Genomic DNA, 21,621 nt, shown 5'->3' on the forward strand with positions numbered 1-21,621 from the left:
CCCGGCCGCCGCGACCGCCGTACCGGACCACCCGGTCCCCGGCCGGGACCCGATCCTGATCCGATAGCGGGCTGTGCCGCGGAGGTCGTCGATGCGCGGGGCGCGCCGGCCGGCTCGCCGGCGGGTCCCGGTACCGCCGCAGGCCGGCGACGACGGATCGTGGTGGCGCTGATTCCACCGGTACGCCGACAGCGGTGCTCCGCACCCGTGGGCGCATCGCCGGTCCGTCTTCGCCAGGTTCATCGGCGCGCGCCTTTCCGGTGCCATTCCGCGCGATTCTCCGGCACATTCCGGCAGCGATAAGAAACGTCGCGTCACCATCCCGTCCCCCGGTAGTGGTGACACGCATTCCCCTGGAGGACAACGTTGAAGCACGCAATTAACGGGCGGTTCAGGACCGCCATGTCGGGCCGCCGGAACCGGCTCGCGCTCGCCTCGGCCGCGGTGCTCGCCGCCGCCGCCTCGACCGGGGTCGTGCTGGCCTCGACCGGCTCGCCGGAGGCCCCGGAGACCGGCTCGACCGTCGCCGTCGCCGAAGTCGGCGCCCCCGCCGCGGGTCAGGCCGGAGCGGCCGCCACCACCGCGCCGCGGACGACGGCGCCGCAGACCACCGCCCCGGCGACCGAGGCACCGACCACGGCGCCGGCCAGCAAGGCGGCCAAGGCGGCCCCGACCAGCACCCCGAGCAAGCGGCCGGCGCCGCCCGCGGCCAAGCTGCTGGACTACGATTTCCAGACCCAGATCAACGGTTGGTACTGCGGCCCGGCCGCCACCCGGATCGCGCTCACCGTCCGGGACAAGCAGCCGAGCCAGGACTCAGTAGCCGCCGACCTCGGCACCACGACGAGCGGCACGAACTCGGCCCAGGACACCACCCGGGTACTCAACAAGATCATCGGTACCGACTTCTACCGCACCACGGCCATCCCCGGCGGCGCGGCCACCCCGGCCCAGATGGACCGGCTCCAGGCGGACGTCGTGCACGCCGTCACCAGCGGATACGCCGTGGTGATGAACATCGCCGGCTCGGCCACCGACCTGGACGGCGGTTGGCACAGCTACCCCGGCGGGCACTACCTGACGGTGGTCGGCTACCGCGACGACGGCCGTACGGTGAAGATTGCCGACCCGGCCATCCCGGGCGAGGACAGCAACTACTGGATGAGCACCATCGACCTGGCGAACTGGGCGGCCACCCGGGGCTACTCGTCCTGAGCCGACCCGACCTCCCGAACGGGTGTAAGGAAGGGCCCCCTCCTATCGCATTTTGTATAGGAGGGGGCCCTTCCTTACACCTCACGAGGTCACTGGCCCTGCCACACCGCCTGGGCGCCGGTGTCGCCGGTACGGAACACGAAGTACAGGGTGATCCCGGCCGCCGCCAGGGAGAGCACCCCGAAGACCAGGCTGAGCACCGGCGACTCCTTGGCGGCCGGCGCACCTCCGGCAGCCGCGCCCTCCGTGCCGTCCCCCTCGACGCTGGCGGCGGGCCGTACGGCGGCGGTGCGGGGCTTGACGAGGAGGACCAGGGCCAGGGTCAGCACCCCGAGCGCGATGGTCGCGTACAGGGTGTTGGTGCCGAGATCCTGGTGCTCCGCCAGCCGGGGGACGTACTCCGGGCTGACCCGGTTACGTGATTCCAGGCGGGCGAGGAATCGGTCACCGGAGAGCTTGGCCATCAGCGCCGCGACCGGGGTGGCGACGGCGAGCAGCCCCAGCACCCAGCGCAGGTGCGGGCGGACGAACGGAAGGAACGCGTACCCGACCGCGGCCAGCGCGAGCAGTGGCACGAAGACCACTGCGGCATGGACCAGGAAGGGGTGGGCGGGAATGCCCATGAACTCCTCGAGCACCGGCGCCTCCTCGGCGACAGATCGGATCGACGACAGATCGGATCGGCGAAAGACAGGGTGGGACGACCGGCGTACGGGCCGGTGGGGCGGAAAGCTCCGGCAGCCTGGGCAGGCGTGCGGACCGTTGACATGGTGCCCGTGGCGCTGATCCTTGACAAGGGCCGGCGGAGTCCGACCGGCGGCCTGGACCAGCTCAGGTTCACTGTGGATCGTCGTCCGGTACGGCCGCGGGCGCCGGTTCCTCGCCGACGACGTACTCGGTGTACTCGGCGACCGGGGTGAAGCCGAGCCGGTCGTAGAGCTTGTACGCGGCGGTGTTCTCCGCCGCGACGTTCAGCGCCACCGTGTCGACGGTCTCCAGCAGCCGCCGGCAGAGCGTCGCCACCACGGTGCTGCCCAGCCCCTGCCCCCGGTACGCCGGAGCGGTCGTCACGTTGCCCAGCGCGCTCACCCGGTAGCGCGGCGACCAGACGTGCACCCCGGCGACGGCGACCAGCCCACCGTCCCGGCGCAGCCCGACGTAGTGACCGGTCTCGACCATCCGCGGGTCGAACCAGTTGCCCGGATAGGCCGCCTGGTAGAAAGCGGTCAGCTCCGCGACGTCCGCCTCGGTCAGCACCTCGCCGGCCGGCGCCACCCGGGCCAGCCGGTCGGGGTCGGTGAGCGCCATCTTCAGGTGCGCCCCGCGCGTCCGGACCGGGTAGTCCCGGGCCAGCACCTCCACGCCGCCGGGGGACAGGTGTGCCTCGAAGTGCCGGGGCAGCAGCGGGAGGAGGCCGGTGAGCAGTTCGGCCAGCACCGCCGGGGAGCGGTGCAGCGCCAGCAGCACCGGCCTGGGCGCACCGTGGTAGAGCAGCGCCACGGCGTCGCCGCACCGGTACCAGTTGGTGTACGGCCAGTAGAAGTCGTCGAGGTCGCCGAGTTCGTACGCGTGCAGGTGCGGGTCGCGGCGCAGCAGGTCGGCCAGCTCGTTACGGTCGCGGCTGGTCCTGATCATCGTCACCGGGGCATCATGGCACAGCCCACGAGCACCCTCGGCGCAACGGGCGTGCGCTCAGTGGACCGGGGCGGGGCGGGGTGCCGGTACCGGCGGAGGCGTACCGGCCCCGGCCACCTGCCGGCGGGCCTCGTCGAGGAACCCGTCGGCGTAGTGCTGCTCCGGGAAGTCGCCGAGATAGCGGGTCCGGGTCCGCCACCGGGTCTCGGCCAGTGGATCGCTCTCCAGCAGCCGGTCCAGCACGTCGTCCAGGTTGGACAGCTCCGAGTCCAGTACGTAGCCCGAGCCGGCCAGCGGGAAGCCCTCGACGAACCGGTCGCCCTCGCCGACCCGGTCGGTGACCGCGTACGGCTTGCCCGAGTAGAGGTAGTCGGAGATCACCGCGGAGACGTCCGAGACCAGCGCGTCGGAGGCGTTGACGCAGTCGACCAGGCTCATCTTCCGGGCCGCGTCGGCGCCGAAGACGTGCCGCCGTCCGGTGCCGGCCCGGTGCTCGGCGAGGAGCTGCTCGATCCGGGCGAGCTGCCGGGCCGACGCCGGGTTCTGCGAGGTGTAGGGGTGGGCCCGCAGGATCACCGTCACGCCCCGGTCCAGCAGCCGGCGGACCAGCTTCTCGCCGACCGGCAGCGAGCAGTGGTCGACGTCGGCGTTGTGCCCGGTCCAGGTCGGCGTGTAGAGCACCACCTTGTCGGCCCGGTCCCGGATCGGCTCCCGGCGTACCGCTATCGACTCCACCTGCGGGCGGCCGACGATCGCGAACTTCTCCCGGGGGATCGTCACACCGTTTCGGGCGTACCTGTCGATCGCCGCCTGCCCGGCCACGAAGATCCGGTCGAAGATCGCGGAGACCGGGTTGGCGCTCGGCGCCTTGTCGCTGTCGCCGTGGTGCAGCTGGATGTGCGTGAGGTGGGCGTACCGGATGCAGTGGCTGTTCTTGGCGCCGTGGTTGACGTAGAACGCCACCCGCAGGCTCGGCACGATCGCCTCGTCGATGGATCGCGGCGTCGGGCAGACCACCACCGGCGCCCTGGTGGCGGCCGAGATCGCCGGCAGGAAGTTCGGCTCCCGCAGCAGCACCACGAACGGCCGCCCGATCCGCTCCAGGTAGGGCAGCCACATCATCACCTGGTATTCCGAGCCGGGCGGCGCGGAGAAGTGCAGCAGGAACTCCGGCTGGTGCCGGCGCAGCGCCTGGGTGACCGCGCTCTGCCCGGCCGAGGGACGCAGTCGACGCAGCGCGAGCGGCCCGACCGCGCCGATTCCGGCCGCCGCGCCGACCAGCACGGTGAGCAGCAGGGCGGGCCAGGCCGGCAGGGTCAGCGCCGCACTGCCGGCGAGTACGGCCAGCAGGACCAGCACAGCCGGCCCGAGCCGGTCGGCGACCAGCAGCGGCCAGGCCCGTACCCCGAGGTTCGCCGAGCGCACCTCCAGCTCGGCGGCGTCCCGCAGCGGTCGCTCGGCCAGGGTCAGCCCGAGCAGGGTCAGCCCGGTCAGCGCCAGGACCAGCCAGTTCAGCCCGGACTCGGGCACCCGGTGCGCGTACCCGACAAGTACCCCGGCGATCAGCAGCACCGGTTCGGCGACCAGGTCGGCGCGGGGGTTGACCCGGCGTTCCAGCCAGACGGCCGCGGCGCCGGCCACCGCCAGGGCCAGCCCGAGCAGTTCGGCCGAGGTGAGGGCGAGGAGCAGGAAGGACAGCACGGCCAGGCCGGCACTCAGACACCGGACGGTCAGTTTCCTGACCAGATCGCCACGCATGCGCTTCCTTCCTGGGGCGGGCGGGTCGCCGGACGGTGCCCGGCGGGGAGTGCGGAACGGGGCTAGGGGGTGCCGACCCGGGGCTGTGGCACGAGCTCGACGTGGGTCGGCTCCTCGGCGGCCGGGTCGCCCGGTCGGTCGACTGATCCGGCGGCCGGGTCGCCCGATCCGGCGGCCGGGTCGCCGGGGGAGCGGCGGACGTCGACCACCTGGCCGGTCAGCCCGGAGAGCAGCACGTCCAGCGAGACCCGGGCCACCGTGTCGGCGGCCAGCAGGGTGTGCTCCGGCTCCTCGCCGAACGCCCGGGTCCGCATCGGGGTCGCGGTCCGCTCGGGGTTGACGCAGTTCACCCGTACGCCGAACTCCGACCACTCGTCGGCGAGCGCCTGGGTGAGGTTGACCACGGCGGCCTTGGTGGCCGAGTAGAGGGCGTACCGGGCCCGGCCCCGGGTGTAGGAGCTGGAGGTGTAGAGCAGCAGCTGGCCCCTGGTCTGCCGCAGGTAGGGCAGCGCCTGCCGGGCGATGTCCACCGGGGCGACCAGGTTCACCTGGAGCATGTGCGCGATCGTCGCCTCGTCCATCTCGGCGAGGGCGCCCATCCGGAGCACCCCGGCGGTCACCACCACGTGGTCGATCCGGCCGGTCGCCTCGAACGCCCCGCGCAGTGCGGCGGCGACGTCCTCGGCGCGCTCCACGTGGGTGCCGGTGCCGGACCGGCTGACCGGGAAGACGTCCGCGCCGTAACCGCGGGCCACCTCGGCCAGCCGCGCCCCGATCCCGTGGCTGCCACCGAAGACCACCACGGTACGGCCGCTCAGCTCCTCGACGTACGCCCGCTCGTCCAGCAGCCGGGGCGCCTGGGCGGCGGCGAGCTGGAACAGTTTGTCCGCCAGGTGTACGTCGACCGGATGGGTCACCTTGATGTTCTCGTCCGAGCCGTCGATCACCTTGATCGGCACCTCGGGCAGGTAGCGCAGCACCACCCCGCAGTCGTCGGTGGCGCTGAACTCCGGGTCCTGCCCGGCCAGCTCGTACGCCGCCCGGATGGTGCTGGACCGGAACGCCTGCGGGGTCTGGCCCCGGCGCAGCCGGGCCCGGACCGGGATGTCGGTGATGCAGTCGTCGTCGTCCACCTGGATGATCGTGTCGGCGGACGGGATGGCCACGTCGACGGCGCAGTGCCGCCAGAGCGCGTTCACGCACTCCCGGACGATCCGGGGGCTCAGCAGCGGCCGGACCGCGTCGTGGAAGAGCACGTTGCAGTCGTCCGGGCCGAGTGCGTCCAGCGCAAGCCGGGTGGTGGCGTTGCGGGTGTCGCCGCCCTCGATCACCTGGCTGACCTTGCGGAAGCCGGCCCGGTCCACGATCTGGCGCGCCTCGGCCACGAAGCCGGGCGCCATCAGCACCAGGATCTCGTCGATCTCGGGCGCGGACTCGAAGACGGTGATGGTGTGTTCCACGATCGGCTTGCCGGCGATCTTGAGCAGCTGCTTGGGGATGCCGAGCCCGACCCGGGTCCCGGTGCCCCCGGCCAGCACCACCGCCACGGTCCGGGTCGGCCGCCACGGCGCGGCGACGTCGGGGCGGGGGCCTGCGGCCGGGCCGACGTCCGGCTTCGTCGCCGGGTCATGTGCCATTGCCGATCCTCACTGACTGGACTGTCGGATGCCGAAACGACTGTCGAATGCCGAAATCTCCGCCCCGCCGGCGTCGCCCGGCCGGTCTGCGCCGCTTCCGGCCCACCCGGGAATGGCGTTCCCGGCCCGCCCGGGACCGACGGTCACCGTCCGCCACCGCACCCGGGCCACCGGTCGCCCTTCCCGCCGTCGCCGGTGGGGAGCGGTCGTCCTCCCGCCGTCACCGGTGGGAGGACGACCGGAGCCCACGACCTCTAGGACCCTAGCGCGCGGCCGGTCGCCCGGGTAGCCGCGCCGGGCGGGCCGCCCGGACGCCGGACGGCCCGGGCGTCACTTCTGGTTCATGAACTCGTCGTACTGGGCGATCACCTCGGCGGTCGGCCCGTCCGCCCGGATCAGCCCTGATTCCAGCCAGATCGACCGTTCGCAGGTGTCCCGGATCGAGCTGATGCTGTGGCTGACCAGGAAGACCGTGCCGGCTCCGGCCCGCAGTTCCCGGACCCGCCGCTCGCTGCGCCGCCGGAACCGGGCGTCCCCGGTGGCCAGCGCCTCGTCGATCAGCAGTACGTCGTGCTTCTTCGCCGCCGCGATGGAGAACCGGAGCCGGGCGGCCATCCCGGACGAGTACGTCCGCATCGGCAGCGAGGCGAAGTCGCCGCGCTCGTTGATCCCGGAGAAGGTGATGATCCCCGGGGTGAGTTCGCGCACCTCGGCCGGGGTCATCCCCATCGCCAGGCAGCCGAGCATGACGTTGCGTTCCCCGGAGAGGTCGTTGAGCAGGGCCGCGTTCACCCCGAGCAGCGACGGCTGGCCCTGGGTGTAGATCGCGCCCCGGTTGGTGGGCAGCAGCCCGGCGATCGCCCGCAGCAGGGTCGACTTGCCGGAGCCGTTGCTGCCGATCAGCCCGATGGCCTCGCCCCGGTACGCGGTGAAGCTGACGCCCTTGACCGCGTGCACCTCGCGGACCGTCGGCGCCTTGGTGCCGCTGACCATCCGCTTGAGCGCGCCGACCGCACCGCCGCTGCCGCCCTGGCCGGCGCCGTGCACCCGGTAGGTGACGTGCACGTCGTCGACGACGACGGTGGGGATCCGGGAACCGTCGGCGGCGGTGGACGCCGAGACGTCGGTCCGTACGTTTGTCGGCTCAGCCACGGCCGTACTCCCTCTCGCCACGCCAGAAGTAGACGAATCCCAGTACGCCGGCCACGATCGCCCAGCCGACGGCGAGCAGCCAGCTCTGGGTCGCCGACGAGGTGACCGGTGCCGTCTCCATCAGCGCGTGCCGCATCAGCTCGATGTAGACCAGCAGCGGGTTGAGCTGGACCAGCCAGGCCACCGTCTCGGGCAGGTGCCGCTCGAAGTAGACCACGCTGTAGAGCACGCCAGAGGCGTACATCCAGGTGCGCATCACGAACGGGACGATCTGCTTCACATCGGTGATCTTGGCGCCGAGCCGGGCGACCGCCATCGCCACCCCGGCGTTGAAGATCGACTGGAGCACCACCGCCGGGATCACCAGCAGCCACTCGAGGGTGACCGGTTCGCCGTCCACCAGCACGATCGCGGCCAGCACGACGATGGAGGCGAGGAGCTGCTGGAACTGGGTCAGCGTGATCGCGATCGGCAGGCTGGCCCGGGGGAAGTGCAGGGCCCGGATCAGGCCGAGGTTGCCACTGATCGCCTGCACCCCGGAACTCACCACGGACTGGGTGAAGGTGAACACGAACAGCCCGGTGCAGAGATAGGCGATGAAGTTCTCGACCTCCCTGCTGGTGCCGAGGATCACCCCGAAGATCAGGTAATAGACGGCCGCGTTTGTCAGCGGGGTGAGCACCTGCCAGAGCCGACCCAGCCGGGCGGTGCTGAACGACGCCGCCAACCTGGCGTTGGCGTAGGCGGCGATGAAGTGCCGGTAGGACCACAGCTGCCGGATGTACGCGGCGAGACGGGGTCTTTCACCGGCGACGCCAAGACCGTACCGGGCCGCGAGCTGGGCGCCGGTCAGTCCTGAATCGGGGTCGGCTACCGCCGTAGTGGCCATAGCAAGGCGCTCCGATCTCTTCGGGCTTGAGGAACGCGCGACAGGGGTGACCGTGGCCGGAACGATCGGACGCCGAGCGGTCGTCGCTTCGTGGCAAGGTAGTCCATCGTACGTCGCGACGCAACCGTACCGTCGCCGTGCTATCTTGGCCGGCGTGGCGACCGACAACCGGCGAGCTCCAGCGGGAGCGGCGGTACTCCGAGGGGAGATCACCGCCGCGATCCGCCAGGCTGTGTTGCAGGAACTCGCCGCGGTCGGCTACGGACGTCTCTCGATCGAGGCGGTGGCCCGGCGGGCCGGCGTCGGCAAGACGGCGGTCTATCGCCGGTGGAACTCCAAGCTGGAACTGGTGCTGGAGATCGTCTCCCGGGTCGCGGGGCGTAGCCTACCGTTACCGGACACCGGCAGCCTACGCGGAGACCTCGACATCCTGTTGCGGATCGTGGCCAAGGCGCTCCGGCACCCGCTGGCCTCGCAGATCATCCCGGATCTCCTCGCCGAGGCCGCCCGCAACCCGCAGATCGCGCAGACGCTCCAGGAGGCCCTGCACGCCAACCAGCGGGACATCGGCATACTGTTGATCGGCCGGGCGGTCGACCGGGGCGAGCTGCCCGCCGGCGCCGACCCGGACGTCGCGGTCGACCTGATCGTCGGCCCGCTCTACTGGCGGCTCGCCGTGACCCGCACCCCCCTGCAAGAGGACTACCTGCAACGGATGGTCGCCGCGATCGCCACCGCCCTCGGCGCGGACGACACGGTCGCGGCAGGAGGGGGCAACTGAGGTCCCGCCCCCAACCCGACCGGCCGACCCCACCGGCACCGACGGTGACCGTGGTCACCATCGCCCCCGACGACTCCGCACCACCCGATCGACCTACCCGACCGAGAGCTAGCATCGCGTGCCGAACGCGAATCTCCCCACCGACAGGAGGATTGCCCATGACTGGGCAGCACCCAGACCCGATCCCACCCGCGAAGCCAGTGATCGGAGAAGCCGAGATCGAGGCCGCTGTGCGGGTGCTCCGCAGTGGCCGGGTGGTGCAGGGGCCGGAGGTGGCCGCGTTCGAGGAGGAGTTCTCCGAGCTGGTGGCGGGCCGGCACTGCGTGGCGGTCAACTCCGGCACGTCCGCACTGCACCTGGCCCTGCTCGCCCTGGGCGTCGGCCCCGGTGACGAGGTCGTCGTGCCGTCGTTCTCGTTCGCCGCGAGCGCGAACGCGGTCCGGCTGGTCGGCGCGGAGCCGGTCTTCGTGGACATCGAGCCCGGCAGCTTCTGCGTCGACCCGGACGCGGTCGCGGCGGCGATCACCCCGCGCACCGTGGCGATCATGCCGGTGCACCTCTACGGGCACCCGGCCGCGATGGACCGGCTGGTGCCGATCGCCGAGCGGCACGGCCTGGCGATCGTCGAGGACGCCGCCCAGGCGCACGGCGCCGCACTGAACGGGGTACCGGTGGGCAGCTTCGGCGCCGCCGGCTGCTTCAGCTTCTACCCGACCAAGAACATGCACGCCCTGGAGGGCGGCATGATCACCACCGGTGACCCGGAGCTGGCGCGTACCCTGCGGCTGCTGCGCAACCAGGGCATGGAGCAGCGGTACGCCAACGAGATCGTCGGCGCCAACATGCGGCTGACCGACGTGGCCGCCGCGATCGGCCGGGTGCAGCTGGGTCAGCTTCCGGAGTGGACCGAGCAGCGCCGGTCGAACGCGAAGTTCCTCGACTCCCGGATCACCGGCATGGTCACCCCGCCGGTCGCCGACGCGGCCCGGCACGTCTACCACCAGTACACCGTCCGGGTCACCGGTGACCGGGACGCCGCCCAGCGGCACCTCCAGGAGCGGGGCGTGGGCAACGCCGTGTACTACCCGACCCCGATCCACCGGCTCAAGCCGTACCTGGACGAGGACGGCAAGCCGGGCCCGTGGGACCTGCCGGAGACCGAGCGGGCCTCCCGCGAGGTCGTGTCGCTGCCGATCCACCCGTCGCTGACCCAGGCACAGCTGGAGCGGATCGCCGAGGCAGCGAACACTGTGGCGGGTGCCCGATGAGCGGGCAGGCACGCGCACTGCGCGCCGGCCTGATCGGGCTCGGCGCGATGGGCCGCAACCACGCCCGGGTGCTCTCCGGGCTGGACGGTGTCGACCTGGTCGGCGTCGTCGACCCGGCCGGTGACCCGACCGGCGCGCTGCCGGTGCCGGTGGTCCCCACTGTGGCCGAGCTGCTCGCCCTCAAGCTCGACTACGCGGTGGTGGCCTGCCCGACCGCGCTGCACGAGTCGGTCGGCCTGGAACTGGCCGCGAACGGCGTCTGCGCGCTGATCGAGAAGCCGCTCGCCCAGTCCGTCGAGGCCGCGACCCGGCTGGTGGAGGCGTTCGAGACGGCCGGACTGGTCGCCGGGGTGGGGCACATCGAGCGGTACAACCCGGCGTTGCAGAGCCTGCGGCTGCGGCTGGAGGCGGGCGAGCTGGGCGAGGTCTACCAGGTGGTGACCCGGCGGCAGGGCCCGTTCCCGCACCGGATCGCCGACGTCGGCGTGGTGATGGACCTGGCCACCCACGACATCGACCTGACCAGCTGGGTCACCGGGCAGGAATACACCTCGGTCTCGGCCCGTACGGTGTCGCGCAGCGGCCGGCTGCACGAGGACATGGTGGCGGCGGTCGGCCAGCTCGCCGACGGCACGATGGTCAACCACCTGGTCAACTGGCTGAGCCCGCTCAAGGAGCGGTCCACGGTGATCACCGGTGACCGGGGCTGCTTCGTCGCCGACACGCTCACCGCCGACCTCACCTTCTACGCCAACGGCGCCATCGACACCGAGTGGGAGGCCCTGCGTGCCTTCCGGGGCGTCGCCGAGGGCGACATGGTGCGGTACGCGATCCCGAAGCGGGAGCCGCTGCTGGTCGAGCACGAGCGGTTCCGCGACGCGGTGGAGGGCAAGGAGAGCGACATCGTGACGCTGCGCCAGGGCCTGCGTACGGTCGAGGTCTCCGCCGCGGTGCTCCGGTCCGCGACGGACGGCAGCACCATCCAGCTGGCCCCCCGGGGTTCGGCGGCGGACGTCGCCACCGTCTCCTAGACCGAGGCTGACGGCTGATCCGGCCACCGCCGGCCGGGACCCACGGGTCCGGGCCGGCGGTGGCCGGCGGCGTTCCGGGGCAGCGTACGGGCTGTCAGGACGACCGCTGGTAGCCGTCGACCGGGACGACCGCTGATTCCTCGGTCAGCCCGGACGACCGGGCGTCAGTTGGTCAGCCGGCCAACCGGCTCTCGAGGATCTCGACGACGCGTTCGGCGGCCCGCCCGTCGCCGAACGGGGTCCCGGGCGGTGTGCCGGGGGCCGGGCGGGTGGCCGTGCCGACCCACTCACCGGGCCCGAGCAGGGCCGGGTCGGCGACGAGCCGGTTCCAGTCGCCGTCGAGCGTCTCCAGCCACTCCGTCTCGGACCGCAACGTCGTGCACGGGCGCCCCAGCAGGTACGCCTCCTTCTGCAGGCCGCCCGAGTCGGTCACCACGCCCACCGAACCCAGCACCGCGGCGACCATCGCGGCGTAGCCGACCGGCGACCCGACCCGCAGGGCGCCCTGCGCCAGCTTGAGTCCCTGCGCCTCGGCCCTGGCCAGCAGCCGGGGGTGCGCGAGCAGTACGACCGGCACCGGCAGCTCGGCCAGGGCCGCGACGAGCGTCGCCAGCCGGGCCGGGTCGTCGGTGTTCTCCGCCCGGTGCAGCGTGGCGAGCAGGTACGGCTCCGCCGGGTCGACCCCCTCGGGCAGCTCCGGCGCGGGCCGCTCGCCGGCCAGGATCGAGTCCCTGATCGACAGGCAGACGTCGACCATCACGTCACCGGTGAGCACCGCCCGGTCGGCGAGCCCCTCGTTCGCCAGGTGGCGCAGCGCCTCCTGGGTCGGCGCCAGCAGCAGGTCGGCGGCGTGGTCGGTGAGCACCCGGTTGTGCTCCTCCGGCATCCGCCGGTTGAACGAACGCAGGCCGGCCTCCAGGTGCGCGACCCTGATGTGCTGCTTCACCGCCGACACCGCACCGGCGAGCGTCGAGTTGGTGTCGCCGTAGACCAGCACCCAGTCCGGTCGCTCGGCGGCGAAGACCGGGTCGATGGCCTCCAGGATCCGCCCGGTCTGCGCCCCGTGGCCGCCGGAGCCGACGCCGAGGTGTACCGCCGGGTCCGGGATGCCGAGTCCGGAGAAGAACACGTCGGAGAGGTTCACGTCGTAGTGCTGCCCGGTGTGCACGATCACGTGCTCGTGCTCCGTACGGGCGAAAGCGGCCGCTATCGGCGCCAGCTTGACCAGTTGCGGACGGGCACCGACGACACTGACTACCTTCACCACGCGTCTCCTGAGAAAGTCTGGACTCGTCGGGGATTCGCCGGGGCAACGGCCGGCCCGGATCGTCGCCGGGGCCGCCGAACCCCGCGCCCGGCGGCAATACAATACGTCATGAGACGCCGCGACCGGTGACGATCCGGGCGCCCCAGCGGGCTGACCGGCCCAGACGTTCCCCGTTCCGGCCCACGTCGTGCACGCGCCCGATTGCCGTACACTCGCCGGGGTTCTCGGGAAGTCGCGCTGCGGGAGAGGCAGAGACAGGCATCATGGACTTGAACGGGCCCGCCGGGACACGGCGCACTCGGGGTCGGATCGTCATGCTGGTCGACAACGGGGTCGACGGTGACTCCCGGGTGCAGAAGGCCGCCCGCTCGGCCGCCGAGGCCGGCTGGGAAGTGACCCTGATCGGCAAGAAGGGTGACTCCGGGCCGGATTCCTGGCGGATCGGCGATGCCGAGGTGCGCCTCGTCCCGGTCTCCCCGGAGCCGCTGGAGCCGTGGTTCCGGCGCGGGCGCTCGCTGCGCCGGCCGCTGGCCTACCCGCCGGGCAAGCACGTGATCTACCGGCTGGACGCGATGAAGGCGTGGCGGACGGAGATCGTCTCCCAGGTCGCGCAGCGGCGGGCCGCACAGGCCGCCGGCAGCAAGTCGCCGGGCGGGCCGTTCGAGAAGCCCCGGCTGCTGCTCTCCCGGGTCGGGCTCGCGGTGGCGAGCCGCTGGGTGCGGTTCCGGGCCCGGGAGAGCCGACTGCTGCGGGAGGCCCGGAACAACCCCCGGGCGCCGATGACCCGGTTCTCCGTGTGGTTCTGGTCCACCACCATGGGCGAGCGCTGCTGGCGGCGGCTGGACCCGGCGCTGTGGCAGTGGGAGCTGTCCTTCGGGAAGGTCGTCGACGGCCTGAAGCCCGACCTGATCCACGCGCACGACTTCAAGATGGTCGGAGTTGCGGCCCGTGCCGTGGCCCGGGCCCGGGCGAAGGGCCGGGCGGTGAAGTTCGTCTGGGACGCCCACGAGTACGTCCCGGGGCTGCGTACCCGCACGCCGGGCTGGCTGGAGGCGCAGGCCGCCTACGAGCGCGAGTACGCCCCGTACGCGGACGCGGTGATGACCGTCTCGGACGACCTCGCCAACCTGCTGCGCCGGGACTTCAAGCTGGCCGAGCAGCCGGTCGTGGTGCTGAACGCCCCGGTGCTGGCCCCGGCCGACTCCGAACGTGGCGCCCCGGTGCCGAACCTGCGCGAACTCTGCGGCATCGGGCCGGACACCCCGCTGCTGGCGTACTCCGGCGGGATCACCCCGGTGCGTGGGGTGGACCTGATCGTCGACGCGCTGGCCAGCCTGCCGGACGTGCACGTCGCGATGCTGTCGGTGCAGCCGCTCGGCGCGAACCGGGCGGCGAACAAGCTGCGGGCCCGTGCCGCCGAGCTGGGTGTGGCCGACCGCGTCCACCTGCTGCCGTACGTGCCGCACTGGCAGGTCTCCAAGGTGCTCTCCGGCGCGGACGCCGCCGTCAGCCCGCTGCACCACCTGCCGAACCACGAGATCGCGCTGAGCAACAAGTTCTTCGAGTACTCGCACGCCCGGCTGCCGTTGGTGGTCAGCGACGTCCGCACGATGGCGGCGATGGTCCGGACCACCGGCCAGGGCGAGGTGTTCAAGGCGGAGGACCTGACCGACTTCGTCCGGGCGGTCAAGACGGTGCTGGCCGACCCGGAGCGCTACCGTGCCGCGTACGACCGTCCCGGCCTGCTCCAGCAGTGGAGCTGGGAGGCGCAGGCGGAGATCCTCGACCAGCTCTACACCCGACTGTTGCCGCAGCTGCCCGGTCGGGAGCCGGCGGCCGGCGGCGAGCAGACCGCCCCGCCCGCCTCCGCGCTCTCCGCCGCACAGGTCTGACCCCGCCGCGTCCGTCCGATCCAGACAGAACCGCCGACGACAAGCGCGCCGGCTCGGCGCAAGAGAAGGAGAACCCGGTGGGGGTGCCCGCTGTCCGGGAGGTGGCCGTCGTCACGCCCTGGTATCCGACCCGGCACGTGCCGTTCGCCGGCGCCTTCGTGCAGGCGATGGTCGAGGCGACGGCGCCGTCGTGGGACCGGGCCACGGTCTACCACGTCGACCCGTGGGGTGCCCGGATCTCGGAGGCCCAGGACGCCGCGGTGATGCGGGCGCAGCGGACACTGTTGCGGCACGCCGTCCGGGAGACCGGCACGGTGGCCGGGGCCCGGCTGCGGTACCTGCCGGTCCCGACCCGGGTCGGGATGACCTTCGCGGAGTTCGCCCGCCGGCACGCGGAGTCGCTGCGGATCGTGCTCGACAACCGGCCGATCGACGCGCCGGTGGTGCACGCGCACGTGGGCCTGCGCGGTGGTTGGACGGCGCTGGAGAACGCCCGCCCCGACGCCCGGGTCTTCGTCACCGAGCACGCGACCTTCCTGCCCCAGGTGCTGGCGGAGCCGGACTCCCGGGCGATGTACGACGAGGTGATCCACCGCGCCACCGGCTTCTTCGCCGTCGGCAACGCGGTGCGGTCGGTACTCGTCGAGGCGTTCCCGCACCACGCCGACAAGATCACGTTCATGCCCAACCCGGTGGCCTTCGGTGCCCCGCGCGAGCAGCCGGTCACCGAGCTGCGCCGCTGGCTGTACGTCGGCACACTCAGCGAACGCAAGGGCGTGCACCTGCTGCTCGAGGCGTTCGCCAAGTGCCACGCCGAGGACCCAACGCTGAGCCTGACCTTCGTCGGTGAGGGGCGGCTACGGGCCGCCATGACCAGCCGGGCGGCGGGGCTCGGCGTCGCCGAGGCGGTCACCTTCGCCGGGCCGGTGGAGCCGGAGCGGGCGCTGGAGTTGATGCGCGAGCACGACCTCCTGATCCATCCCAGCCGGCTGGAGACCTTCGGCATGACGATCGTGGAGGGGATCGCGGCCGGCATGCCGGTGCTGGTGACCCGGTGCGGCGGGCCGGAGGAGACGCTGGCCGGGATCGAGGACGCCGCCGGGGTGCTGATCGACGTCACCGACGACCCGGACACCATCGCCGACGGCTACCGGCGGCTGCGGGACCGCTTCCCGGACCAGGTCGATCCGGTAGGCGCCCGCGCGGTGCTGACGAGTCGCTACGGCTACGACGCGGTCGCCCGGGCCCACCTGCGGGTCTGGTTCCCCGACGCCGACCTGCCCGACGCCGACCGCCCCGACGCCGACGATCCCGTGCCGGCCGCCGCGGCCCCGCTCGCCGCCACCGATCCGACGGAGTGACCGTGCAGGTGCTTATTCTCGCGCTCGGCGCGAACCGGGGCCGGGGAGTCGCGGCCGAGGCCGCCCAGGTCGTCGCCGACGGTGGCCGGGTGGTGGTGCTCGTCGACCAGCAGGCGAAGCTCTGGCGGCGGATCAAGTTCGCCAAGGGTGTCCGGGTGGTCGACCTGCGCCGGCTGGAGTCCACCCGGCTGCTCGGCAAGGTCGAGCAGGTGCTGCTCTACCGTGGCCCGCGCAAGCTGTTCCGGGTGGTGGGCCGGGGGCCGCTGCACGGCCGGGCGCAGCGCGCCTCCGGTGTCTTCGAGACCCGGGTCGCCGACCCGGTGCACCGCAGGCTGGTGCAGCCGCTGTTCCGGCGCGGGTGGGGCGACGGCTCCCGTTCGCTGATCCGGAGCAGGGTGCTGGACTCCGAACGGTTCGACCTGATCGTCGTGGCGGATCCGACGTCGATGCCGTACGCGGCCGGGTTGCTGGCCGACTACCAAAGGGCCGGCGGGGACGTACCCCGCTTCTCGTTCGGGATCGACTACGCCGCCCTCAGCGACCTGCCGGCCGGGCAGACCTCGCCGGGTTCGACAGTCGGTGCGTGATGCCGACCGGTCCGGCGGTGTCTGAGCCGTCTTCCCCGACCGGCCCGCTGCTCCTCGGCGAGCAGTCGGCCTCGACCAGATCTCACTGCGATCCCGGCCGGGCCGGCCGGGACGAAAGAGGGTAGGAGCGTCATGCAGGCTTCCAACGGCGCCGGATCCGGGCAGGCCCGCGGCCGGGTGGTGATGCTGGTCCACAACGCCGTCAAGGGCGACTCCCGGGTGCAGAAGGTGGCGCGTTCGGCCGCCGACGCCGGCTGGGAGGTGATCCTGCTCGGACGCTCGAAGGACCGGCAGCCGCACACCTGGCGGGAGGGTGCCGCCGAGGTCCGGCTGCTGCCGATGTCGTCGCCGCTGACGAAGCGGCCGCACGACTTCCGGCGTCGCTGGTTGCGCGGGCCGCTCGGCTACCCGCCCACCGGGGTCGCCGGGTTCCGGCAGCAGTCGGTGAAGGCGTGGAAGGCCGACCTGCGGACCCGGCAGGCCCAGCTGGTGCTGGCGGCCCGGTCCGGCAACCCGCCGGCGGCCCTGCCGGTGCGCCGGGCGGCGCTGCGCGCCCAGCAGGTGTTGGCGAAGCTGGTCGGTGGCTGGGTCGGGCTGCGGCACCGGCAGTTGAACCGGGCCCAGGAGGCGCGTCGCCGGCTGACCGGCCCCTGGGACCGGGCCCAGGCGTTCGTCTGGCAGAAGACGATGGGCGACCGGGCCTGGCGGAAGCTGGAGCCCCGGCTCTGGGACTACGAGCTGGCGTTCGGGCCGACCATCGACAAGCTGAAGCCGGATCTGATCCACGCGCACGACTTCCGCATGATCGGCGTCGGTGCCCGGGCCGCGATCCGGGCCAGGGCCGCCGGCCGCCCGGTGAAGCTGGTCTGGGACGTGCACGAGTTCCTGCCCGGCATCAACCCGGGCGGCAACACCGCACAGTGGCTGCCCGGACTGCGCGCCGCGGAACGCGAGTACGGGCGGTTCGCGGACGCGGTGATCACCGTGTCGGAGAGCCTCGGCGACCTGCTCGTGCGGGAGCACAAGCTGAAGCAGCGGCCGTTCGTGGTGCTCAACGCACCGCACGGTCAGCCCGCCCCGGACGAGGACCAGGCTGCCGGTCCGGCGCCGGATCTCCGGGCGCTCTGCGGCGTCGGCCCGGAGGTGCCGTTGCTGGTCTACAGCGGCGGCGCCGCCGTGCAGCGTGGCCTCGGCACGATGGTGGAGGGGCTGCCGCAGCTCGACGGGGCGCACGTGGTCTTCGTCGTGCCGAGCGGCACCGACCCGTACATGCAGGGGTTGCGGGCCCGGGCCGCCGAGATCGGCGTCGCGGACCGGGTGCACGTGTTGCCGTACGTGCCGTTCTCGCAGGTGTCGGCCTTCCTGTCGGCGGCGGACGTCGGGGTGATCCCGATCCACCACTGGCCGAACCACGAGATCGCGCTGATCACCAAGTTCTTCGAGTACTCGCACGCCCGGCTGCCGATCGTGGTCAGCGACGTCAAGACGATGGCCGAGACGGTACGCCGGACCGGCCAGGGCGAGGTGTTCCGGGCCGAGGACGTGGCCGACTATGTCCGGGCGGTACGCGCGGTGCTGGCCGACCCGAAGGGCTACCGGGCGGCGTACGACGAGCCGGGTCTGCTGGAGCGCTGGACCTGGGAGGCGCAGGCCGAGGTGCTCGACGACGTCTACACCCGGTTGCTGGCCGATCGTCCGGGTGCCCGCCCGACCACCCCGACCACTCCGGCGCCGGCCGGAGAGGTCGGCGGAGCCGGAGCCGGAGCGTAGTCGGTCGCTGACGCATTGGGCATCCGAAAGGCCCGAACCGGTGCGTCAACTGGGCGAACGGGTCTACCCGGCCAGGCTCTGCACAAACGGAACAAGCATGTCAAGGGCTCCGCGAGGGCTGCCGTACACTCGCTGGGGCTTGCCGGGCGAAGGCGCTGCGAAAAGGTGGAGACACAGATCATGGACGTGGACCGGGGCGCCGGAGTGCGGGGCTCACGCGGGCGGGTCGTCATGCTTGTCGACAACGGCGTGCACGGTGACTCCCGGGTGCAGAAGGTCGCCCGCTCGGCCGCCGAGGCGGGCTGGGACGTGACGCTGCTCGGTCGCGCGCCGGTCGGTGCCCCGCAGACCTGGAAGCTCGGCCGGGCCGAGGTGCGCCTGGTGCCGATGCCGGATCCGCTGGCCCGCCGCCGGCACGAGTTCCGGCGGGCCTGGCTGCGCTGGCCGTTGGCGTACCCGCCGAGCGGGATCGCGGCGAACCGGGCGGCCTGGGTGAAGGCCTGGCAGACGGACATCCGGGTGCGCGAGGCGGCGCTGGCGGTGGCGGCCCGGTCCGGCCGGCCGGACCCCCGGCAGGCGCGCCGGCTGCGCACCGAGCGGATGGCGGCCCAGTGGCTGCGCCGCTGGGTGTCGTTCCGCTACTGGCAGCTCACCCGGGCCCGGAAGGGCCGCAAGCTGGACGGCCCGTGGGACCGGCTCTACACCTGGTTCTGGCAGACCGTCCAGGGCGGCCGGGCCTGGCGGCGGCTGGAGCCGGGGCTCTGGGACTACGAGCTGGCCTTCGGCTCGGTCGTCGACGAGTTGCGGCCGGACCTGATCCACGCGCACGACTTCCGGATGATCGGGGTCGGCGCCCGCGCCAAGACCCGGGCCGCCGCCGCCGGCCGGACGGTGAAGCTGGTCTGGGACGCGCACGAGTTCCTGCCCGGGGTCCAGCCCTGGCAGGACAACGCCCGGTGGCTGCCGGCGCACCGCGCGCACGAACGGGAGTACGTGCCGTACGCGGACGCCGCGATCACGGTGTCGACGAGCCTCGCCGAGCTGCTGCGCGCCGAGCACGGCCTGGACCGGCTGCCGGCCGTGGTGCTCAACGCCCCGGACGTGGAGCCGCCGTCGGCCGCGGACGGACCGGCGCCGGACCTGCGGGCGCTCTGCGGTGTCGCCCCGGACACCCCGCTGCTGGTCTACAGCGGGGCGGCGGCTCCCCGGCGCGGGTTGCAGATCATGGTCGAGGCGCTGCGGCAGCTGCCCGGGGCGCACGCCGCGCTGGTGGTCAACAAGCCGGACGGCCCGTACGTCCGGGAGCTGGTCTCCCGGGCCAGCGCGCTGGGTGTGGCCGACCGGCTGCACGTGCTGCCGTACGTGCCGCACTGGCAGGTGGTGCGGTTCCTGTCGGCGGCGGACGTCGGGGTGATCCCGATCCACCACTGGCCGAACCACGAGATCGCGCTGATCACCAAGTTCTTCGAGTACTCGCACGCCCGGCTGCCGCTGGTGGTCAGCGACGTGAAGACGATGGCCGAGACGGTCCGGTCGACCGGCCAGGGCGAGGTGTTCCGGGCCGAGGACCTGACCGACTTCCTCCGGGCGGTCCGCGCGGTACTCGCCGACACCGGGCGCTACCGGGCGGCGTACGACCGGCCGGGGCTGCTCGCGGAGTGGACCTGGTCGGCCCAGGCCGAGGTACTCGACGAGGTCTACCGGCGGCTGTTGCCGGACCGGGAGCGGAAGCCGGAGCCCGTTCCGGGGCCGCCGGAGCAGCTCGCCGAGCGGGCGGTGAGCGCGCCATCCGCGGGAACCGTCAGGTGAACACCCCCGACGTCAGCGTGGTGGTGGCGGTCTACAACACCATGCCCTACCTGACCAAGTGTCTGAACTCCCTGGTGCGGCAGAGCATCGGGCGGGACCGGATCGAGGTCGTCGCGGTGGACGACGGCTCCACCGACGGCAGCGGCCGGGAGCTGGACCGGTTCGCCCGGCTCTATCCGGACACCGTCAAGGTGATCCACCAGGCGAACTCGGGCGGTCCGGCGGCACCCAGCAACCGCGCCCTGGACCAGGCCACCGGCCGGTACGTCTTCTTCGTCGGCGCCGACGACTACCTCGGGCACGAGGCCCTGGAGCGGCTGGTGAGGGCGGCCGACGAGTACGACTCCGACGTGGTACTCGGCAAGGCCGTCGGGGTGAACAGCCGCAACATCCACCAGGCGGTCTTCGCCCGCAACGAGATGGAGATCGACCTCTTCGACTCGGCGCTGCCCTGGTCGCTGGCGAACACCAAGCTCTTCCGCCGGGAGCTGATCGAGCGGCACCACCTGCGCTACCCGGAGGACATGCCGGTCGGCAGCGACCAGCCGTTCACCCTGGAGGCGTGCTTCCGGGCGAAGCGGATCTCGGTACTTGCCGACTACGAGTTCTACCACGCGGTGCGCCGGCTCAACGCGCACAACATCACCTACCGCTCGAAGCACCTGGAGCGGCTGCGCTGCGCCGAGGCGCTGATGAACTTCGTCGCCGGGCTGATCGAGCCGGGCCAGCAGCGGGACGCCATCCTGCTGCGGCACTTCTCCTGGGAGGTCGCCCGGCTGGTGGAGGACGACTTCCTCGCCGTCGACCGGACCGCCCAGGAGCAGGTGGCGGCCGGCATCCGGGGGCTGGCCGACAACTACCTCACCGACCGGATCCGGGGCCGGCTCGACATCGAGGCGCGGCTGCGGATATCCACCGCCCAGCGCGGTACCGTCGACGACCTGCTCGCGGTGATCCGGCAGGACGCCGAGCACGGAGTGCCGCCGACCATCGTCGACGGGGACCGCTGGTACGCCGGATATCCCGGTTTCCGGGACCCCCGGCTGGCGCTGCCGGACGAGTGGTTCGACGTCTCCGACACCGCCGCGGACTGGCTGGCCCGGCTGGAGGCGGTCGCCGTCGGCTGGGAGACCTGCGAGGACGGCGAGCGGGCGCTCACCGTCACCGCCCGGACCCCCCGCCGGGACCTGGCGTCGCTGACCTCCGGCCCGATCGGGCTGACCGCCGGCGACGTGACCGGCACCACCCTGGAGACCAGCCGGGACAGTGCGGGCAGCACCGTCCGGGCCCGGTTCCGGGTCGGTCTGCTCCTCGCCGGTGCCGGAGCCGGCGGTTCGCTGCTGGGCGTCCGGTCCCAGCTGACCGCTTTCGGCGGGGTCGGCACGGCGCCGGTACGGGCGCCGACCCGCCCCGGCGTGTCACGCTTGATGTTCCGCCGGGGGATGCGGTTCTTCGTGATCACCCCGACAACGAGTCACCGAGGCCAACTCGTGATCGCCATCGCACCTGTCACGCCCCGTCGGGTCCTGGCCCGACTACGGCGCAGGCTGCCCCAGGGAGGAAAGTAGT

Annotated in this window: 17 protein-coding genes; 10 read left to right on the plus strand and 7 right to left on the minus strand. The window is 72.6% G+C overall.

Annotated elements, in window-relative coordinates; genetic code table 11:
- Window positions 1-402 precede the first annotated feature (402 nt).
- Window positions 403-1,215, plus strand: a complete 813-nt coding sequence (locus tag O7626_RS10320; protein WP_278060936.1) for a C39 family peptidase — start codon at window positions 403-405, stop codon at window positions 1,213-1,215.
- Between the two features lie 89 nt (window positions 1,216-1,304).
- On the opposite strand, the gene O7626_RS10325 is transcribed toward O7626_RS10320, so the two are convergent.
- From O7626_RS10325 to O7626_RS10350, 6 genes are all read right to left on the minus strand, one after another.
- On the minus strand, window positions 1,305-1,853 hold the full coding sequence (locus tag O7626_RS10325; protein WP_278060937.1) for a DUF2231 domain-containing protein: 549 nt from the start codon (window positions 1,851-1,853) through the stop codon (window positions 1,305-1,307).
- 199 nt (window positions 1,854-2,052) lie between these two features.
- Window positions 2,053-2,850 carry a GNAT family N-acetyltransferase gene (locus O7626_RS10330; RefSeq protein WP_278066116.1) on the minus strand — a complete coding sequence of 266 codons (798 nt, stop codon included), beginning with the start codon at window positions 2,848-2,850 and terminating at the stop codon, window positions 2,053-2,055.
- A 57-nt stretch (window positions 2,851-2,907) separates the two neighbouring features.
- The gene (locus O7626_RS10335) at window positions 2,908-4,608 is read right to left on the minus strand and encodes a CDP-glycerol glycerophosphotransferase family protein (protein ID WP_278060938.1); all 1,701 of its coding nucleotides are present in this window, start codon (window positions 4,606-4,608) and stop codon (window positions 2,908-2,910) included.
- A 62-nt stretch (window positions 4,609-4,670) separates the two neighbouring features.
- A complete protein-coding gene (locus tag O7626_RS10340; protein ID WP_278060939.1) occupies window positions 4,671-6,245 on the minus strand; it encodes a bifunctional cytidylyltransferase/SDR family oxidoreductase in 1,575 nt (524 codons plus the stop codon).
- A 330-nt stretch (window positions 6,246-6,575) separates the two neighbouring features.
- Window positions 6,576-7,397 (minus strand): ABC transporter ATP-binding protein, encoded by an 822-nt coding sequence (locus tag O7626_RS10345; protein ID WP_278060940.1) that lies wholly within the window; start codon window positions 7,395-7,397, stop codon window positions 6,576-6,578.
- Window positions 7,390-8,286: an ABC transporter permease gene (locus O7626_RS10350; protein WP_278060941.1), complete on the minus strand. Its 897-nt coding sequence runs from the start codon at window positions 8,284-8,286 to the stop codon at window positions 7,390-7,392. Before O7626_RS10350 ends, O7626_RS10345 begins: the two co-directional genes overlap by 8 nt.
- A gap of 154 nt (window positions 8,287-8,440) precedes the next feature.
- On the opposite strand from O7626_RS10350, the gene O7626_RS10355 reads away from it, so the two are divergent.
- The 3 genes from O7626_RS10355 to O7626_RS10365 all read left to right on the plus strand — a co-directional run bounded on the left by O7626_RS10355 (window position 8,441) and on the right by O7626_RS10365 (window position 11,366).
- A complete protein-coding gene (locus O7626_RS10355) occupies window positions 8,441-9,067 on the plus strand; it encodes a TetR/AcrR family transcriptional regulator (protein ID WP_278060942.1) in 627 nt (208 codons plus the stop codon).
- Window positions 9,068-9,225: 158 nt separating this feature from the next.
- On the plus strand, window positions 9,226-10,335 hold the full coding sequence (locus O7626_RS10360; protein ID WP_278060943.1) for a DegT/DnrJ/EryC1/StrS family aminotransferase: 1,110 nt from the start codon (window positions 9,226-9,228) through the stop codon (window positions 10,333-10,335).
- A complete protein-coding gene (locus O7626_RS10365) occupies window positions 10,332-11,366 on the plus strand; it encodes a Gfo/Idh/MocA family oxidoreductase (RefSeq protein ID WP_278060944.1) in 1,035 nt (344 codons plus the stop codon). The genes O7626_RS10360 and O7626_RS10365 overlap by 4 nt, the downstream gene beginning before the upstream one ends.
- 172 nt (window positions 11,367-11,538) lie before the next feature.
- Here O7626_RS10365 and wecB read toward each other — a convergent pair whose 3' ends face one another.
- Complete coding sequence (gene wecB, locus O7626_RS10370; protein ID WP_278060945.1) at window positions 11,539-12,630, minus strand: UDP-N-acetylglucosamine 2-epimerase (non-hydrolyzing); 1,092 nt, start codon at window positions 12,628-12,630, stop codon at window positions 11,539-11,541.
- Between the two features lie 317 nt (window positions 12,631-12,947).
- Between wecB and O7626_RS10375 the strand changes: the two genes are divergently transcribed.
- The 6 genes from O7626_RS10375 (at window position 12,948) to O7626_RS10400 (ending at window position 21,620) form a co-directional block, all read left to right on the plus strand.
- Window positions 12,948-14,525, plus strand: coding sequence for a glycosyltransferase family 4 protein (locus tag O7626_RS10375; RefSeq protein ID WP_278060946.1), 1,578 nt, complete (start codon window positions 12,948-12,950; stop codon window positions 14,523-14,525).
- 77 nt (window positions 14,526-14,602) lie between these two features.
- Entirely contained in the window at window positions 14,603-15,886 is a 1,284-nt protein-coding gene (locus O7626_RS10380; protein ID WP_278060947.1) for a glycosyltransferase family 4 protein, read from the plus strand.
- Between the two features lie 2 nt (window positions 15,887-15,888).
- Window positions 15,889-16,473 (plus strand): hypothetical protein, encoded by a 585-nt coding sequence (locus tag O7626_RS10385; protein ID WP_278060948.1) that lies wholly within the window; start codon window positions 15,889-15,891, stop codon window positions 16,471-16,473.
- Window positions 16,474-16,656: 183 nt separating this feature from the next.
- On the plus strand, window positions 16,657-18,243 hold the full coding sequence (locus O7626_RS10390; protein ID WP_278066117.1) for a glycosyltransferase family 4 protein: 1,587 nt from the start codon (window positions 16,657-16,659) through the stop codon (window positions 18,241-18,243).
- Between the two features lie 231 nt (window positions 18,244-18,474).
- A complete protein-coding gene (locus O7626_RS10395) occupies window positions 18,475-20,052 on the plus strand; it encodes a glycosyltransferase family 4 protein (RefSeq protein ID WP_278066118.1) in 1,578 nt (525 codons plus the stop codon).
- Window positions 20,049-21,620: a glycosyltransferase family 2 protein gene (locus tag O7626_RS10400; protein WP_278060949.1), complete on the plus strand. Its 1,572-nt coding sequence runs from the start codon at window positions 20,049-20,051 to the stop codon at window positions 21,618-21,620. Before O7626_RS10395 ends, O7626_RS10400 begins: the two co-directional genes overlap by 4 nt.
- Window position 21,621: the final 1 nt, after the last annotated feature.

The organism is Micromonospora sp. WMMD1102, assembly GCF_029626265.1.
Classification (GTDB): domain Bacteria; phylum Actinomycetota; class Actinomycetes; order Mycobacteriales; family Micromonosporaceae; genus Plantactinospora.

What these genes read in the sequence shown, in the direction of transcription:
- O7626_RS10320 (WP_278060936.1), top strand. Translation starts at nt 403, where the DNA reads ATGTCGGGCCGCCGGAACCGGCTCGCGCTCGCCTCGGCCGCGGTGCTC.
- O7626_RS10330 (WP_278066116.1), bottom strand. Translation starts at nt 2,850, where the DNA reads ATGATCAGGACCAGCCGCGACCGTAACGAGCTGGCCGACCTGCTGCGC.
- O7626_RS10335 (WP_278060938.1), bottom strand. Translation starts at nt 4,608, where the DNA reads ATGCGTGGCGATCTGGTCAGGAAACTGACCGTCCGGTGTCTGAGTGCC.
- O7626_RS10340 (WP_278060939.1), bottom strand. Translation starts at nt 6,245, where the DNA reads ATGGCACATGACCCGGCGACGAAGCCGGACGTCGGCCCGGCCGCAGGC.
- O7626_RS10350 (WP_278060941.1), bottom strand. Translation starts at nt 8,286, where the DNA reads ATGGCCACTACGGCGGTAGCCGACCCCGATTCAGGACTGACCGGCGCC.
- O7626_RS10360 (WP_278060943.1), top strand. Translation starts at nt 9,226, where the DNA reads ATGACTGGGCAGCACCCAGACCCGATCCCACCCGCGAAGCCAGTGATC.
- O7626_RS10365 (WP_278060944.1), top strand. Translation starts at nt 10,332, where the DNA reads ATGAGCGGGCAGGCACGCGCACTGCGCGCCGGCCTGATCGGGCTCGGC.
- O7626_RS10375 (WP_278060946.1), top strand. Translation starts at nt 12,948, where the DNA reads ATGCTGGTCGACAACGGGGTCGACGGTGACTCCCGGGTGCAGAAGGCC.
- O7626_RS10390 (WP_278066117.1), top strand. Translation starts at nt 16,657, where the DNA reads ATGCTGGTCCACAACGCCGTCAAGGGCGACTCCCGGGTGCAGAAGGTG.
- O7626_RS10395 (WP_278066118.1), top strand. Translation starts at nt 18,475, where the DNA reads ATGCTTGTCGACAACGGCGTGCACGGTGACTCCCGGGTGCAGAAGGTC.